The following is a 16,726-nucleotide window of genomic DNA, read 5'->3' on the forward strand; positions in this document are numbered from 1 at the left end:
AATGAATCTACATAGCAAAGAATTTACAGTTTCTCCTTATTTTACGTTCTTTTTAATTCATTCTCTTCAAATAGGTGTAGGAATTTTAGGCTTTCAGCGTATTCTTATTAAACATGCTGGCTATGATGCTTGGATTTCTATTATCATCATGGGAGTCATTACACATTTCGTTTTATTTTGTATGCTTAAAATGCTTGAAAAAGATAATGATTTAATTAACATTCATACTACATGCTTCGGAAAATGGCTAGGTAAAGTCTTTACAATATTCTTTATGCTATATTACGGCCTATCTTGTCTTACTATCCTTCGAACATATATTGAAGTTGTTCAAGTATGGGTATTTCCTACTATAAAATTATGGCAAGTCGGGCTTATTATTTTATTCGTCGTGTACTACATTTTAAGTGGAGGATTTCGCTCTATAACAGGGATATGCTTTTTGGGTGTTATCTTGCCTCTTGTAATACTTGCTTTTTTCGTTTTCCCACTTAAATACGCTCATTTCCGCAATATTTTACCTGTTTTCACTCACTCTTTTTCCGATATTATGCGATCAGCAAAGCAGGCTTCGTTAGAATTTCTAGGATTTGAAACATTACTCATGTTTTATCCATTTATTGAAAAGGGAAAAGGCGTAAAGCGGTGGGCACATTTTAGCATTTTTTTTACAACCTTTCTATATGTGCTTGTAGCCTTGCTATCATTTGTTTATTTCAGTGAAGGCCTGCTGCAGCATACAGTATGGGGGACATTAACGATGTTCAAAATCATTAAAATCCCTTTTATTCAGCGATTTGAATACGTGATTATCTTCCTTTGGTTTCTCATCATTTTACCGAATCTTTGCTTAACAACATGGGCTTCTTGCCAAGCTGCACATCGTTCTTTTCAGCTACCATTAAAGGTTGCTTTTCCAATATTTATTGGAATCATTTATATTAGCTCCTTATTTTTTATGAACCGTGAATCCATCAACACATTAAATACTTATACTTCTAAAATTGGGCTGTATTTAATATATGTTTATATACCTGTCCTTTTTGTTTGGCACTATTTTTGTTATCGGTGGAAAAATAAAGCTACCTCATAGGAAATAATTAGGGAATCTGTTACAATTTTAGTAAAATTAAAATAAAGGAGAAATGTTGATGAAAAAGCCGCTTTTATTATGCAGCATGACAGGAATACTTGCCTTCACAATGATTGGCTGCACGAATACTGAAGACAAACAGTCAGCAAAAGAAACAAGTTCCTCCACTTCATCACATGAACATAAACAGCCAGCAAAAGAAACAAGTTCCTCCACTTCATCACATGAACATCATCAAGAGCAAAGAGATATCGCCGAAACTACAAAAGGAATCGATACGCTCCCTTCTTTTTTATCTGGACATGATGCGCAAATAAAACAGGTTTACGCTGTGGCAGCACAACACGCCGAGTTACTTCAATGGATTCCATGTTACTGCGGGTGTGGTGAGAGTGCCGGACATAAAAGTAATAAAAACTGTTTCATTCGTGAAATCAAAAAAAATGGCCAAGTTGTTTGGGATTCTCATGCAACAACTTGTGTAAATTGTCTACAGATTGCATTAGACGCGGCAAGATTACAAGAAAAAGGTAAATCACCACTTGAAATTCGAAACTATATAGATAACAAGTATAAAGAAGGATATGCAAAACCAACACCTACTCCAATGCCAAAATCATAAAGGCGCTATCCGCCAATCAGGCTTTTATGATTTACTTTATAATGTATTAAATTTGAACGAAATAAAAAAACGAGGGAGATACTCCCTCGTTTTTTTATCCGCATTAACGGGCAGTAAAACCCCCACCTCAAGATGCAGAGAGAAACGAGGAAGATAGGCGGGGGATAACTGCCCGTAGAAGCCCGATTGGTTCAACTAACCATCAGTGGGGGATGAAGATGGAAGTTTCACTTTATGCGAAATCACTCTCTTTTTCGTAAGAGTACCACCTCCGAAGCGAAGTTCCAACTGTATCGTCTGCATCTTTTATACGAAATGTCATGTTTTTCACACCCGATTTCACACATATTTTCACATTACATAACGATGCTGGTTCTTGAAGTACTGTTTTAGAAACCGTTAACGCCTGTATATGACTTTTTTTGTATACACCGTTATTCGTCCAATTCGGCGATATATGACAGTAAGCTGCTCTCCCGTAATGCACCAACGCGCATCATGGTATCTCCGATAACCTAGAACTGCGCCAACAATTAGAAAAATAGGTGCTACATATTTTACCATTGAAGTTTGAGATAATGTAATCGCTATGAATAAAAGAACAGGCACAATAACTCTTATCATATAACGCTCAAACGATCGCTTTGGTAAATGTTGAAACGAAGACGGAGCTCGATAATCAGGAAAATAACGCTGCAATAAATATGGAATATGGCTTCGCTTTACGAGCGGAAAACAGACAAGGCGAAAACCTGCGTATTCTTCTTCTTTCGAACTCGAGCTCGCACTCACAAAACGAATTGTAGCATAACCAAGCCATTGCCGAATTATATTTTCCTCTACTTTAATTGCTTGAATACGATCAAGCGGAACGATAAGTTTTTTCTTCTCAAATAATCCCCTCGTAATAACAAGTTCATCCTTTTGTTTCACAACTGTAAATCCATGATACTTCTGATATACAAGCAACGTACCGAGTAACCATCCCGCTGTAAGAACAGCAATTGCAACTTCTCCGTAAAAAGAAGGTGTTTGTGATTGAAAATTTTCTAGCTTAAAATGAATTGAAACGTACTCATCTATCTCTGTATAAATACCAAGTAACACCGAAAATACAAATCCAATACTGCCTGATGTAGCCGCATATAGAAACGTCTTTTTATTCGATAATGTGAATATCGGTAGCACGGCAATATCCTCTTGTATCATTCTCCTCCTTTCAGACAGCTGCCCTTGAATATGACTCGCTTCTTCTTTTGTAATTATTTGTAATACTATTTCTGCCCCTTCCCTACTTCCCGCCGTATCAATTTGCAGTTCCGTTAATCCAAACAAACGATGAATTATATTTTGTGATTCATGAATTGCCTGAATTCGTTCTTTCGGAATGTACTTTCGTTTTTTGTTTAACCATCCTTGCTCAAGGATCACTTGTTCTTCAGTAATTGTATATGTAAATCGATACCAACGCATCCAAGCAATAAAGGTGAGAATAAACAAAGGTACAAGGCTAAAAATAATCGTATTCATCAGAATTGAAAACGGTAAGCTATCGCGAAACTTAAATAAGAAAATAAGGTAAAGAGGAAATAATGTCGACGCATGTTTCACAACTGACAATAGGATTGACAACGAATGGATTCTATTTCTTCTATACATCGGCAACCGCCACCTGCGTTAAAGTAGAAAGTTGCTCCCGTAAATATTCTGCATCTTCATATGCAATCGCCGGAATTGTATGAATTGTCGCCGCTGTCGTGATATCCACTGATGCTAATTGATAATAACGTAAAAATGGGCCTTGTCTTACATCTACATGTTGCACACGAATCATTGGAATTAATGTTTTCTCTGTAATAAATACACCTCGCTGTAAGTCAATCTCTTGTCCACGTATCATATAGCGCCATCTCTTCCATCTAAGCTTTGGATATATACCAATTGTAAAGATAGCATGTCCACAAAAAAAACAAAGAAATAAGAGTTGCAAGTTTGTCATACTTCGAAATGCGTCAAGCCAATACATCACTCCGCCATAAGCAATCCAAACAATAATATTGATTGAAAATGCCGTTAATCTCCATACTTGAATTGCTCGTTCATCAACCGATTTTAGTAACCTTGGACTCATTGACTCACCCTCTCCACCTCTTCGTTTTCTTAATTTTCTTTCTATTAATTATAAACATATTTCCTTTTCTTTCCTATAACATTCTGTTAACAAATTCTTTCAAGTGTATTTCTTCTTTTCCGTCACACACTATATATAACTCCTCATTAAGGAGGCACACAATGCAAACATACACCGACTACGATAAAGCTCTCTATTACACATATTGCTGTAATTGGGAAAAGCTGCTTGTACTTATGGTACAAACAGAAGATGAGTTATTTTCGAAACGAATTGAACACTTTCTACATGCTTATCAATACGGTAAAGATTTATCAGAAGTTGATCAAAAACTCCAACTTTTGTTTCAATATATTGATCATGCAACGCAAAAAACATATACAGAACAAGCGGAGCAAGTTCATATGTAAATAAAATGAAACTTCCATCAGTGGAAGGCTTCATCCTCCACTGATGGAAAGCCCTCACCAATTGGGCTTTTACTACCATAAGACGCTATCCCTATACACGGGGATAGCGTCTTTGTATATTTTTCCAAAGCGCTGTTCATAATACTTATTATGAATATTAAGTAGACGGACGTGATTATGTGAAAAAACACATTTACTTATTTTTACTTATTACATTATTTATGATTAGCTGCCAAAAATCATCCAAACAAAATAATGCTGAACACTTCCAACCATTTCAAGGAGCTAAAGACACTCAAGGAACATTTAACGTACTACTTATCGGAAATGATTCTCGCGGAGAAAAACAAGCTAGGGCTGATACAATTATGATTGCACAATACAATAAAAAAGAAAAAACCGCAAAACTCGCTTCTATTATGCGTGATAGCTACGTAGAAATTCCTACCTATGATAAAAAATATAATAAAATTAATGCCGCCTACTATTATGGTGGTCCTGAATTATTACGAAAAACCATTCAACATAACTTCGGAATTGATGTATCTCATTACGTTACAATCGACTTTGCGGCATTCGAAAAAATTGTAGATACCGTCGCTCCAGAAGGAATTACTGTAAATGTAACGCAAACAATTATCGATGATATGGGATTACATTTACAACCCGGATCCCAACAATTACATGGAAAAGAATTACTAAAATATGCACGTTTCCGTCATGATGCTGAAAGTGACTTTGGACGTGTACAACGCCAACAAGAAGTACTACAAGCTCTGCAAAAAACCTTTACCGAAAAAATTCAATCCGTAGACGGTATATTCCAATTACCCACGGTAATACAAGACCTTCTCCCTTATATTCATACTAGTATGGATACTCAAACATTATTTTCACTCGGTAGCAACGTTTTATTCCATCCTATTGAAAAGATGGAAACGATGCGAATTCCAGTGGCAAATGGATATGAGCCAAAAACATACGAGCATGCCGGGGCAGTATTACAACTTCATCCACAAAAAAATAAAGAAGCAATTCAAAAATTTTTTATCGATTCAACAAAAGCTGTTAATCATTAATTTTGCTCGTTACAATCAAGTAAAAACAAGGTGTATATCACCTTGTTTTTTTATTTCCAAGTTTTCAGCGCAAAAAACTTTTATTATGTTGAATATTTTCTCTTTCTTTTCCACTCCTCCTCGTACTATAATTTTGTATGTAACTATTATAAGAGAGGTATGGAGAATGAATCGCGAGAAAAAACAAGAAACTTTGTTATTTACGGCTTGGGGAACTTCGTTTATCGCTACACTCGGAAGTTTATATTTTTCCGAAATTATGAAATTTGAACCATGTACATTATGTTGGTACCAACGTATTTTTATGTATCCATTTGTGTTACTACTTGGCATTGCAGTTGCACGTAAAGATTATCGCATTGCCACATATTCCTTACCAATCGCAAGTATTGGTGCCTGTATATCGCTATATCATTATGCCCTTCAAAAGATACCTGCTTTTTCAGAAGCTGGAGCAGTGTGTGGGCGAGTTCCTTGTACAGGAGAGTATATTAATTGGTTTGGCTTTATCACAATCCCATTTCTAGCACTAACTGCTTTTATAATTATCGCCATCTGCAGTTTTCTTTTACTAAAAACAAATAAGGAGATGAAATAATGAAGAAAATGTTTCTTTTTGGCGGCATTGTTGTCGTTTTATTAATCGCTATTTTTGCAGTAACAAAAGTTGAACAAAAACAAGAAAACAAAACAGATTACTACACAAATAAAATTTCTTTAGAAGATCTCCAAAAAAATGTAAAAGAAAAGAAAGATCAAACGATTTACTTCTATCAGACAAACTGTGTACACTGCCAAAAAGTATCACCAATTATCGTTCCAATGGCAAAAGATATGAACATTGATATGAAAGTCATTGACTTGGAAAAGTATCCAACTGGATGGGACGAATTTAAAATTACAGGTACGCCAACGATCATTCGCTTTAAAGAAGGAAAAGAAGTAAGCCGCATTGAGGGAGAACAGCCGAAAGACAAATTCAAAGAGTGGTTTACAGCAAATAATAAGTAACAAGAAAAGGAAACTTCCTTTATACATGAAGTGAGTACAAAAATCTCACACTACTTGTATAAGGAGGGGGATCCTATGCCAGAAGTACGATGTTCTGTCTCCAACTGCTCATTTTGGGGACAAGGTAACTTTTGTCAAGCAAATGCCATCGTCGTTCAACCTGACTCTCAAGAATCTATTCAATCAGAGGACGAGTCATTTACAGATACAATATTATCTGGACAGACGATAGAAAGCTCGGCAACAACGAGTGTAGAAACATGTTGCCATACCTTTCAGCCAAGACATTAAACAACTGCCCATCTCGCACTGTATGAGATGGGCTTTCTTTTTTCTCTTTTTCCTTTCATACTATATATGAAAAAAATCAGTTAGGAGCGAATGAGATGAAACAAGTTTTCTGTATTGGGGAATTATTAATTGATTTTGTTTGTCGTGATCCAAACGTATCATTAATGAATGGAATAAGATTCGAAAAGAAAGCGGGCGGCGCTCCTGCAAATGTCGCTGCAGCAATTACAAAGCTAGGTGGAAAAGCTGCTTTTATGGGGCAAGTCGGAAATGATCCATTTGGAGAATTTCTAGAAAAAACTTTACAAGATGCAGATGTTGATACATCTATGCTTATAAAAGAAAAACAAACTACTCTTGCTTTCGTTTCTCTTGATTCACATGGCGAGCGTGATTTTACATTTATGCGCGGAGCAGATGGTGAATATAAGTTTGAACAAATTGATTTAACAAAAATAAAACAAAACGATATCATTCACTTCGGTTCAGCTACAGCATTATTGCCAGGCCAATTGAAAGACACGTACATAAAGCTTTTGCAATATGCAAAAGCAAAACAATTATTTATTTCCTTTGATCCAAATTACCGAGCTTCATTAATTACAGACTTGCAGAAATTTCGTAAAGACTGCATCACTTTCATCGCTAACTCTCATTTCATAAAAGTAAGTGCTGAAGAAGCAAGCCTCCTTACTGGTGAAACAAATATGTATAAAGCTGCTGAAGCATTATTATCATACGGAGCAAAAACCATTGCCATTACACTTGGAGAACGAGGTACACTTCTTACAACAAATGAGAATCAAACTATTATTCCATCCATTACCGTACAACAAGTCGATACAACTGGTGCCGGTGATGCTTTCGTCGGTGCAATGCTGTATCAGTTTGCAAAAGAAGAACACGTTCATATGGATTTTACAAAATTACAACAATATATATCATTTGCAAACAAAGTTGGTGCACTTACTTGTACAAATTACGGAGCAATATCTTCACTCCCAACACTTGAAGATATAAAGTGAAACTTCCATCAGTGGTCCCCCATTGATGTCAATCGAGCTCTTATGAGCAAATGTCTCCCTGTTAGTAGTCAGATAAAAGCGTACGATTAATCGTACGCTTTTATCTTAAAATAACCCCTTTTTCCAGACAGCATGCATCATTGTAATATATACAATAACAATAAAAACCGTACCACATAATGTAATCCAGCGATATATACTATCTTCACTCTCTCTCGCTTCTACAAATGCCCATACAAATCCCACTAATAATAATAAGTCTACATACGGGATATACATAGAAAAAATAAATGAAACAAACAAATATATAACAAATAAACAAAGTGTAATTAAAAAAAGTTTAAATGCAAATGTACTGTCTTCATTTTGCATAGCATATGCCCTCCTCAGCTTTATAATATTATATTCAGAGAGGGATTTTGATGCGATAAAGTGAAACTTCCATCAGTGGTTTTTTTCATCCCCCACTGATGGTTAGTTGAGCAATCGGGGTCTTACTGCCCGCGAATAGCGGGATAAAAAAGGATACCCTGTCCCACCGGTATCCTTTACTTCACTTCATATTTTCGTTTGTATATATTACTCAGTACGGAGTTAGGAATTTGTTCATACCTTACCATTGTTTCTTTTTCATCCATAATATATAAGTTATTTCCTATATAATAAAACCCTTTTTTCCCTTGTGAATACACAGGATATACTTCATTCGGTAGTACTGTTTTCATTTCTGTAAATTGTCCGTTCGGTTCTTGCCAATATATTTTCGTCTGATCTATCGTTGTAATCTTCCCAATCTGTTCTTCCTCTAACACACGTCCGTTCCAGCTAACAACCCGGTATCCAAATTGATGCGCCGCATATTCAGGAGATGTATGAAAATGAGCAATGATTACCTTCGTTTGTAATGGAACTCGATCATACAACCATTGAATATCTCGATCATGCATGCGAATACATCCATTTGACTGACGACTGCCAATCGACCATTCACGATTTGTTCCATGAATCCCATATTCATTTTTATTTAAGCCCATCCACCTAGTGCCGAGTGGATTATTAGGTGAACCGCCCGGAATATTTTTTCTGTGATATGCTTTATTTTTATATTTATTAATAATGCAAAATGTTCCTTCTGGTGTAGGAGTGTTTGTCCTTCCTGTTGTTACAGGAAAAGTTCGCACATAATTTCCATCTTCGAAAAAAGATAATTGATTTGTCGTTAGATTTATAAGTAATAAATGATCTGTCTCCTCAGCAGAAATAATTGGTACATATAAAAGAAGAAAAAGAAATAACAATGCAAGTGAACATGCTTTTTTCATCAATGTCACCTCCACATTCCCCTTAAAATCTCACCATGAAATACTATGGTTTATTTAGTTTTTACTATAAATCCAATTCTTATGAATGAGAGCTGACCTTAAAGGTCAGTCTCTTTTTTACGCGCTCTCAAAAATATCGGCGGAAATAGTACATTTATCGGCGCTTCGACAGAATATAAAGTGAAACTTCCATCAGTGACGCTTTTCTCACTGATAGAAAGCTCTCACCAATCGGGCTTTTACGGGCAGTTTTCTTCCCCGTGCTTCCCCAACCTTTACTGCCCGTTAATGCGGGATAAAGACCCTTCGATAACGTTCGACGTGCGAATAGTCGGAGCACTAGAACTGGATAAGCCACCTAACCATTCACAATAACGCCACCATTAACATGAAGCATTTGTCCAGAAACATAAGTAGAGTCATCAGAAGCTAAATACACATATGCCGGTGCTAGCTCAGATGGTTGTCCCGGCCGTTTCATTGGTACATTACTGCCAAATTCCGATACTTTTTTCTTATCAAAACTTGATGGAATTAGCGGTGTCCAAATTGGACCTGGTGCAACTCCGTTAACACGAATGCCCTTTGGAGCTAGCGATTTTGCTAATGAACGTGTAAAGGCAACAATCGCTCCTTTTGTTGCTGAATAATCGATTAACTGCTCATTTCCTTCATAAGCCGTAATGGAAGCAGTATTCACAATTGTATCGCCTTGTTTTAAATGAGCTAGCGCAGCTTTTGTTATATAAAAATACGAGAAAATATTAACCCGAAACGTCTTTTCAAGTTGCTCTGCTGTAATTTGCTCTAAACCTTGCTGCGGGTATTGCTGAGCAACATTATTTACAACAATATTTAAACCTCCCAATTGCTTTGCAACCTCCGCTACAACTTGCTGACAATGCTGTTCATCACTTACATCTCCCGGAAATAAAAAACATTGTACACCTTGCCCTTCTACCCAACGCTTCGTTTCTTCTGCATCTTCATGTTCATCTAAATAAGCAATTGCTATATTCGCGCCCTCTTTTGCAAAAGCAATTGCTACTGCTCTCCCAATTCCGCTATCCCCTCCTGTAATAAGTACATGTTTCCCTTGCAGCTTCCCGCTTCCTTTATACTTCTCATCTATACATTTTGGGCGTGGATTCATGATTTTCTCAATCCCCGGCTGTTTCTCCTGATGTTGCGGGGGCAATGTTTTCTTTGGTTGTTCTTGTTGTGTCATACAGAAAAACCTCCTTATCATATATCCTTCTTATGATGTGCGAAATCGAAAAATATACTTATCCTTATATAAACGAAATATATAAGAAGAAAAGGCACTTAATATTCGAAATTCCGTCATAAAATACAGAGAAATATAAAGTTTTTATGTAAAACTCTTGCCAAAAAACAAAATAACGAATATTATATATAACTGTTGTGACAATTATTCGTAAAAAGAAAGGATGTTTTTATGTTTAACCTTTCAAAACATCAAACTTCTATTAAAACTGAAATTATGGCTGGTATTATTACCTTCTTAACAATGGCATATATTATTGTCGTAAACCCAGTCATCCTTGGTGATGCAGGCGTTCCATTTGAACAAGCATTTACAGCAACAATCATTGCTACTGTTGTCGGAACATTATTTATGGCATTCTTTGCAAATTTACCAATTGCACTTGCACCAGGAATGGGATTAAATGCTTACTTTGCTTACTCTGTTGTAAAAACTCATGAAGGTATGACATATGCAATTGCTTTCTCTGCTGTATTCGTAGCAGGTATGATTTTAATTTTGCTATCATTAACTTCTTTCCGTACAAAATTACTGGAAGCTATTCCTGAAAACTTAAGACATGCCATTACAGCTGGTATCGGTTTATTTATTGCATTTATCGGCTTACGTCTAACAGGCATTGTTACGAAACATCCTTCAAATTTAGTTGGACTTGGAGATCTTCACTCTCCGTCCGTTTTACTTGCATTAGCTGGACTTGGTATTACAGTAGTGCTTATGTCTTTAAACGTAAATGGCGCATTATTTATCGGTATGCTATTAACAGGAATTATCGCTTATTTTACTGGACAATTAACGTTCTCAAACGGAATTACCTCTATGCCTGGTTTACCTGACGGCGTGATTGTTTCTAATCCAATTACAGCATTTTCTGATGTTATTCACTACGGATTATACGGCGTTGTCTTCTCGCTCCTCCTTGTAACATTATTCGATACAACAGGTACATTACTTGGAGTTGCACAGCAAGGTGGATTTATGAAAGATGGCAAACTCAAAAATGCAGAACGTGCACTTCTTTCAGATTCTATCTCGGCAACGATTGGTTCAATGTTCGGTACAACACCAACAACTGCTTATATCGAATCTTCCGCTGGTGTTGCTGCTGGTGGTCGTACAGGCTTAACAACACTAACTGTTGCGGTATTATTTGCAATAGCTGCATTCTTCGGCCCGCTTGTCGGCGCAGTATCTGGTGTTGCTGCTATTACATCTCCATCATTAATTATTGTTGGTAGCTTAATGATGGGCGCAGTTCGTCACATTGATTGGGATGCATTTGACGAAGCTTTCCCAGCATTTTTAGTCATTTTAACCATGCCGCTTACATCAAGCATTTCAACAGGTATTGCACTCGGCTTCATTTCATACCCGCTTATGAAAGTGGCAAAAGGGCAATTCCGTGCAGTTCATCCGCTTTTATACGTATTCGGTATTTTGTTTGCTTATCAGTTAGTATTCTTACCGCATTAAAAATCCCGAGAGGAATATAAAAAGGTGACTCATCTTATTGAGTCACCTTTTTATTTATTGAGAAATCGCAACAAGTCTTCATGCGTTTTCTTAGCATCTTTAAATCCTTGCTCATACAAGCGTTGTAATTTTTCTGGATTCTTCTCCATACGATCCACGTCTAATTGCTCTGTCGGACGAATAACGAATACATTTCCAGCCGCCTCTTCCTTTTCGATATAATGAAGTGTCTCATTATATACTTCATAACGAGTTAGCATTGTGTTCACTAAATTAGGATATTTTTTATAAGCTTTAGCTGCAATCCATCCAAATTTTGATTTTTTCTTTGCATAACCTTTATTTCTTGTCAAAATAACAACTGATTTTTGATAACCATCTACCTGTGCCTTTCGAACAGGAATTGGATCTGAAATTCCACCATCCAATAACTTTTTCCCACCAAATTCTACAACAGGTGCCACAAATGGCAATGAACTTGATGCCTGTAACAATGTTAATGCTTCTTCTTGTGTACGACCTTTTTCAAAATAAACAGGCTGTCCAGTTTCACAATCTGTCGTTCCTACAAGAAAACATTGCTCATTATTGAAATATGTTTCAAAATCAAATGGAACATGCTGCATTGGGATTTCACGAAAAATAAAATCCATATCAAAGAGCTGCCGCTTTTTCCAAAAGTTTTTATACGATAAATATCTTGGATGTGTCACATATTCAATGTTTACTGTTTTATTTCTTTCTTTTTGTCTTGAAAGATACGACGCTGCATTACATGCACCTGCCGATACACCAATCACATATGGAAAATATAAATCATTTTCCATAAAGTACTCCAGTACACCCGCTGTATATACGCCGCGCATACCGCCGCCTTCTAATACTAAACCTGTATTTTCAAGCATCGCTCTCCCTCTCCTCGTTCTATGTATACTTTTAAATAATTCACATTGTTAAATATCTATTTCTATTATATAAAAAACTGTTAGAAAACCATATTCAGACGACTTGCAAAATAAAAAAAATCGTATTCATACAAATGAATACGATTGATTCGGTATACCCTATCGCCGTTGATCTGCTACAATATGAATATCAATATTCTCCGTCTGCCTCATAATCTCATTCACAATCGAGCCTTTTCGAATCTCCTCCCACCTTGTTCTTGCCGATTGGCCGAGTAAAATTTGCGTTACCTGTAATTGTTTTGCAACTTGAATAATCGTATCAGCTGGCTTACTCCCTTTTGATTCCTCTAATAGAAATGTTGCATCAAATTGACTGGTTAAAGCTTTCCACTCTTCGATAACCTGCTTCTTTGCTTCTGATAAAGATTCAATATTTTCTCTTTCTACATTTAATACATATAACTCTGCATTTAAGCGGTTTGCCATGCGCCATCCACGCCGAATCAATTTTTCTGCCGTTGAGCTGTATTGAACACAAACAAGGATTTTTTCTTTCACTCCAATTGGTTCTTCAGTAAATTGACTGATTTTCTCATCCATATCATCTGCAACTTCTCGAAGTGATAATTCACGAAGTGCACCTAAATTATTAAGCGTAAAAAAATGATTTAAGCTACGTTGAATTTTTTCTTCCTTATATATCTTTCCATCTATCAATCGTTTTCTGAGTACTTCCGGTGTTACATCCACAAGCTGAATTTCATTTGCCTTTTGTAAAATAAAATCAGGAATGCGCTCCCTTACTTTCACACCTGTAATTTGCTCCACAATATCATGTACGCTTTCCAAATGCTGAATATTAAATGCTGATAAAACATCAATACCAGCATCCAATAATTCTTCGACATCCATATAGCGTTTTTTATGTTTAGAGCCTGGAATATTCGTATGAGCCAACTCATCAACAATAACAACTTGCGGTGCCCGGTTTATAATTGCTTCTACATTAAGCTCGTGAAACACTTTTCCTTTATAATCAATTTCTTTTAAAGGAACAGCCTCTAAATCAGCAATAGCATCGTCTGTTTCTTTTCGCCCATGTGTTTCAATTAAACCAACAACAACATCAATGCCTTCTTTTCGCATCTCTCTCGCATCAAAAAGCATTTTATAACTTTTTCCGACTCCAGGAGCTGCCCCGACATAAAGTTTTAATTTCCCGCGGTTCAGTTGACGAATATATTCTAAATACTCTTCTGGTGTACGCCTTTGGAACGTCGGCTTATAGTCATCTGCATACATCACAAATCCCCCTACCCCTACCAAACAATGCTACCTCAATCCCTTAGATTGAGGTAGCATTGTTATTATTTCATCATTTTTTGTAATTCTAGATTTAGCTTTAATACATTGACACGATCTTCACCAAATAGTCCGAGTGCTTTTCCTTCTGTTTGAGATTCAATAAGCTTATTGATCTTTTCTTTCGGAATATTCGTTATTTTAGAGATACGATCTACTTGTGCGTAAGCCGCTTGTGGACTAATATCAGGATCCAATCCTGAACCAGAATTCGTTACTAAATCCATCGGAACCTCCGAAACAGGAACTGTTGGATTTTCCTTCTTCCAATTTTCTACACTCTCTTCTACACGTTTTAATAAATCTGGATTAGATGGTGCATAGTTATTAGATCCGGATGCTTCTGCTTTATATTCTATACTAGACACACGTCCGTGGAAATAACGTGGATCTGTAAAATTTTGACCAATTAATTCTGAACCAATTACCTCATTTTTTTCATTATATATGAGACTTCCGTCTGCATTATCTTTCATAACCGCTTGTGCAATTCCGGTAACTAGCAATGGATATACAAGCCCGCACACAATAAGAAATGTAAAAGTTATACGAATGACAGGTGAAAGTATCTTTTGTTTTTCAAGCATTTTCATTTCCCTTTTCCTTAAATGAGCAGTCCTACAATCATGTCAATCAGCTTAATACCAACGAATGGAACAATCATTCCCCCAAGTCCATAAATAAGTAAATTACGTCCTAACAATGCATTAGAGCTCATCGGTTTATAAGCAATCCCCTTCATTGCTAGCGGAATAAGCAGCGGGATAATAATCGCGTTAAAAATAAGCGCTGATAAAATCGCTGATAACGGTGAATGTAATTTCATAACATTCAGAGCTTCCATTTGCGGAATTGCCAAAGTAAACATTGCTGGAATAATGGCAAAGTATTTGGCAATATCATTGGCGATACTAAATGTTGTTAATGCACCGCGTGTCATTAATAGCTGCTTACCGATCCCCACAACTTCAATAATTTTCGTTGGGTTTGAATCTAAGTCAATCATATTTGCTGCTTCTTTTGCTGCTGCAGTACCACTATTCATTGCAAGCCCAACATCGGCCTGTGCTAAAGCCGGTGCATCATTTGTACCATCACCTGTCATAGCAACAAGCTTTCCTTTTTCTTGCTCTGCTTTTATTACTGCAATTTTATCTTCCGGCTTACATTCTGCTACAAATTCATCCACACCTGCTTCTTTTGCAATTGTTGCGGCAGTAAGCGGATTATCACCTGTACACATTACTGTTTTAATTCCCATTTGACGAAGCTGTTCAAATCGTTCGCGCATACCTGGTTTGACAGTATCTTTTAAATAAATTAATCCGTAAATACGATCATTAGCTGCAACTGCAAGTGGTGTACCACCTTCTTTTGCAATTAAATCAGCTTTTTGATTTAAGTCTTTCGGAACTGTACCGCCTTGTGATTGTACCCATTCAAGTACAGCACCAACTGCACCTTTTCGTACTTTTGTACCATCTACTAAATCAACACCGCTCATTCGTGTCTCAGCTTTAAATGGAACAAACTCACCTTGCTCAGCAAGTGTACCGTTATAAGAGAATGCTTTTGATTGTACGTATTCAATAACAGAACGTCCTTCTGGTGTTTCATCTAATACCGAGCTAAGCGCTGCCCATTTTGCAACTTGTTCAATTGTTTCATTTCCTACTGGTAAAAACGTGTGCGCCATACGATTACCGAATGTAATTGTACCTGTTTTATCTAAAATAATTGTGTTAATATCACCAGCTGCTTCAACTGCTTTACCACTCATTGCTAAAACGTTAAACTTCGTTACACGGTCCATACCTGCAATCCCAATTGCGGATAACAAACCACCAATTGTTGTTGGAATTAAACAAACAAGAAGTGCAACTAGTATAGACGTATCAATTTGAAAACCAAGATAATTCGTAAAGATTGGTAACGTAACAACAACGATTAAGAAAATAAGTGTTAAACTCGTTAATACAGTGTTCAGAGCAATTTCATTTGGTGTTTTTTGACGAGATGCTCCTTCTACTAAAGAAATCATTTTATCTAAGAAAGATTCACCAGGATTACTCGTAATTTGAATTGTAATTTCATCGCTAACAACAATCGTACCGCCTGTAACCGAGCAAAAATCACCACCAGCCTCTTTCATAACTGGTGCAGATTCCCCTGTAATAGCTGATTCGTCAACAGATGCTAAGCCGCGAATAACTTCCCCATCACTTGGAATCATTTCCCCTTGCTTTACAATAACAACATCACCTTTTCTCAGTTCAGTTGCTGAAACTTGAACAACATCTCCATTTTCTTTTATTACATTTGCAAATACATCTTTTTTAGATTGTTTTAATGAATCAGCTTGCGCTTTTCCACGTCCTTCTGCCAATGCTTCTGCAAAATTAGCAAATAAGACAGTGAATAATAGAATAAGAGAAACCGTTATATTGAACCACCCTGGTATATTTGTAGATGAATTCGGTAGAAATGATAAAATCAATGTTAGGAAAAATCCGATTTCCACCACGAACATAATAGGATTTTTCACCATAACTCGCGGATCCAATTTTACAAATGCTTCTTTTATAGCATGTGTAATAATGTCATGCTCCATTGTTTTTGCTTGTCTTACTTCATCTTCTGCTCCCATTTTTGGTGATGCAATCGATTGATTCGGTTGTTTATCTTTTACCACTACAGGTTTCATCATTTAC

The 16,726-nt window shown here is 36.5% G+C and carries 18 protein-coding genes; 9 read left to right on the forward strand and 9 right to left on the reverse strand.

Annotation, left to right across the window (positions count from 1 at the left end; genetic code table 11):
- Position 1: 1 nt before the first annotated feature.
- Both ACEWFJ_RS20650 and ACEWFJ_RS20655 read left to right on the forward strand, forming a co-directional pair.
- On the forward strand, positions 2–1,093 hold the full coding sequence (locus ACEWFJ_RS20650; RefSeq protein WP_473689765.1) for a GerAB/ArcD/ProY family transporter: 1,092 nt from the start codon (positions 2–4) through the stop codon (positions 1,091–1,093).
- A gap of 58 nt (positions 1,094–1,151) precedes the next feature.
- Positions 1,152–1,715: a PCYCGC motif-containing (lipo)protein gene (locus ACEWFJ_RS20655; protein WP_473689766.1), complete on the forward strand. Its 564-nt coding sequence runs from the start codon at positions 1,152–1,154 to the stop codon at positions 1,713–1,715.
- A 399-nt stretch (positions 1,716–2,114) separates the two neighbouring features.
- On the opposite strand, the gene ACEWFJ_RS20660 is transcribed toward ACEWFJ_RS20655, so the two are convergent.
- Positions 2,115–3,374, reverse strand: a complete 1,260-nt coding sequence (locus tag ACEWFJ_RS20660) for a PH domain-containing protein (RefSeq protein WP_473689767.1) — start codon at positions 3,372–3,374, stop codon at positions 2,115–2,117.
- Positions 3,367–3,846: a PH domain-containing protein gene (locus tag ACEWFJ_RS20665; protein ID WP_473689768.1), complete on the reverse strand. Its 480-nt coding sequence runs from the start codon at positions 3,844–3,846 to the stop codon at positions 3,367–3,369. Before ACEWFJ_RS20665 ends, ACEWFJ_RS20660 begins: the two co-directional genes overlap by 8 nt.
- 161 nt (positions 3,847–4,007) lie before the next feature.
- On the opposite strand from ACEWFJ_RS20665, the gene ACEWFJ_RS20670 reads away from it, so the two are divergent.
- The 6 genes from ACEWFJ_RS20670 (at position 4,008) to ACEWFJ_RS20695 (ending at position 7,662) form a co-directional block, all read left to right on the forward strand.
- The gene (locus tag ACEWFJ_RS20670; protein WP_098308131.1) at positions 4,008–4,256 is read left to right on the forward strand and encodes a YhdB family protein; all 249 of its coding nucleotides are present in this window, start codon (positions 4,008–4,010) and stop codon (positions 4,254–4,256) included.
- 179 nt (positions 4,257–4,435) lie between these two features.
- The gene (locus ACEWFJ_RS20675) at positions 4,436–5,335 is read left to right on the forward strand and encodes an LCP family protein (RefSeq protein WP_429720709.1); all 900 of its coding nucleotides are present in this window, start codon (positions 4,436–4,438) and stop codon (positions 5,333–5,335) included.
- Positions 5,336–5,501: 166 nt separating this feature from the next.
- Positions 5,502–5,933, forward strand: a complete 432-nt coding sequence (locus ACEWFJ_RS20680; RefSeq protein WP_473689769.1) for a disulfide formation protein C — start codon at positions 5,502–5,504, stop codon at positions 5,931–5,933.
- The gene (locus tag ACEWFJ_RS20685) at positions 5,933–6,346 is read left to right on the forward strand and encodes a thioredoxin family protein (RefSeq protein WP_098308125.1); all 414 of its coding nucleotides are present in this window, start codon (positions 5,933–5,935) and stop codon (positions 6,344–6,346) included. Before ACEWFJ_RS20680 ends, ACEWFJ_RS20685 begins: the two co-directional genes overlap by 1 nt.
- 75 nt (positions 6,347–6,421) lie before the next feature.
- Positions 6,422–6,637, forward strand: a complete 216-nt coding sequence (locus ACEWFJ_RS20690) for a DUF1540 domain-containing protein (protein ID WP_473689770.1) — start codon at positions 6,422–6,424, stop codon at positions 6,635–6,637.
- Positions 6,638–6,732: 95 nt separating this feature from the next.
- Positions 6,733–7,662: a carbohydrate kinase family protein gene (locus ACEWFJ_RS20695; RefSeq protein ID WP_473689771.1), complete on the forward strand. Its 930-nt coding sequence runs from the start codon at positions 6,733–6,735 to the stop codon at positions 7,660–7,662.
- 105 nt (positions 7,663–7,767) lie between these two features.
- On the opposite strand, the gene ACEWFJ_RS20700 is transcribed toward ACEWFJ_RS20695, so the two are convergent.
- The 3 genes from ACEWFJ_RS20700 to ACEWFJ_RS20710 form a co-directional block, all read right to left on the reverse strand.
- Complete coding sequence (locus ACEWFJ_RS20700; protein ID WP_473689772.1) at positions 7,768–8,034, reverse strand: hypothetical protein; 267 nt, start codon at positions 8,032–8,034, stop codon at positions 7,768–7,770.
- A gap of 176 nt (positions 8,035–8,210) precedes the next feature.
- A complete protein-coding gene (locus ACEWFJ_RS20705) occupies positions 8,211–8,984 on the reverse strand; it encodes a L,D-transpeptidase (protein ID WP_473689773.1) in 774 nt (257 codons plus the stop codon).
- A gap of 358 nt (positions 8,985–9,342) precedes the next feature.
- The gene (locus tag ACEWFJ_RS20710) at positions 9,343–10,212 is read right to left on the reverse strand and encodes an SDR family oxidoreductase (RefSeq protein WP_473689774.1); all 870 of its coding nucleotides are present in this window, start codon (positions 10,210–10,212) and stop codon (positions 9,343–9,345) included.
- 231 nt (positions 10,213–10,443) lie between these two features.
- On the opposite strand from ACEWFJ_RS20710, the gene ACEWFJ_RS20715 reads away from it, so the two are divergent.
- Complete coding sequence (locus tag ACEWFJ_RS20715) at positions 10,444–11,745, forward strand: NCS2 family permease (protein WP_473689775.1); 1,302 nt, start codon at positions 10,444–10,446, stop codon at positions 11,743–11,745.
- A 50-nt stretch (positions 11,746–11,795) separates the two neighbouring features.
- On the opposite strand, the gene ACEWFJ_RS20720 is transcribed toward ACEWFJ_RS20715, so the two are convergent.
- The 4 genes from ACEWFJ_RS20720 to kdpB form a co-directional block, all read right to left on the reverse strand.
- Positions 11,796–12,650 (reverse strand): patatin-like phospholipase family protein, encoded by an 855-nt coding sequence (locus ACEWFJ_RS20720; RefSeq protein ID WP_473689776.1) that lies wholly within the window; start codon positions 12,648–12,650, stop codon positions 11,796–11,798.
- Between the two features lie 159 nt (positions 12,651–12,809).
- Positions 12,810–13,955, reverse strand: a complete 1,146-nt coding sequence (gene kdpDN / locus ACEWFJ_RS20725; protein ID WP_473689777.1) for a KdpD-like non-kinase potassium sensor — start codon at positions 13,953–13,955, stop codon at positions 12,810–12,812.
- Positions 13,956–14,020: 65 nt separating this feature from the next.
- Positions 14,021–14,602, reverse strand: coding sequence for a K(+)-transporting ATPase subunit C (gene kdpC, locus ACEWFJ_RS20730; protein ID WP_473692624.1), 582 nt, complete (start codon positions 14,600–14,602; stop codon positions 14,021–14,023).
- A 17-nt stretch (positions 14,603–14,619) separates the two neighbouring features.
- The gene (kdpB, locus tag ACEWFJ_RS20735) at positions 14,620–16,719 is read right to left on the reverse strand and encodes a potassium-transporting ATPase subunit KdpB (protein WP_473689778.1); all 2,100 of its coding nucleotides are present in this window, start codon (positions 16,717–16,719) and stop codon (positions 14,620–14,622) included.
- Positions 16,720–16,726: the final 7 nt, after the last annotated feature.

The sequence above is a fragment of the Bacillus sp. EA-CB0995 genome, from assembly GCF_055814245.1.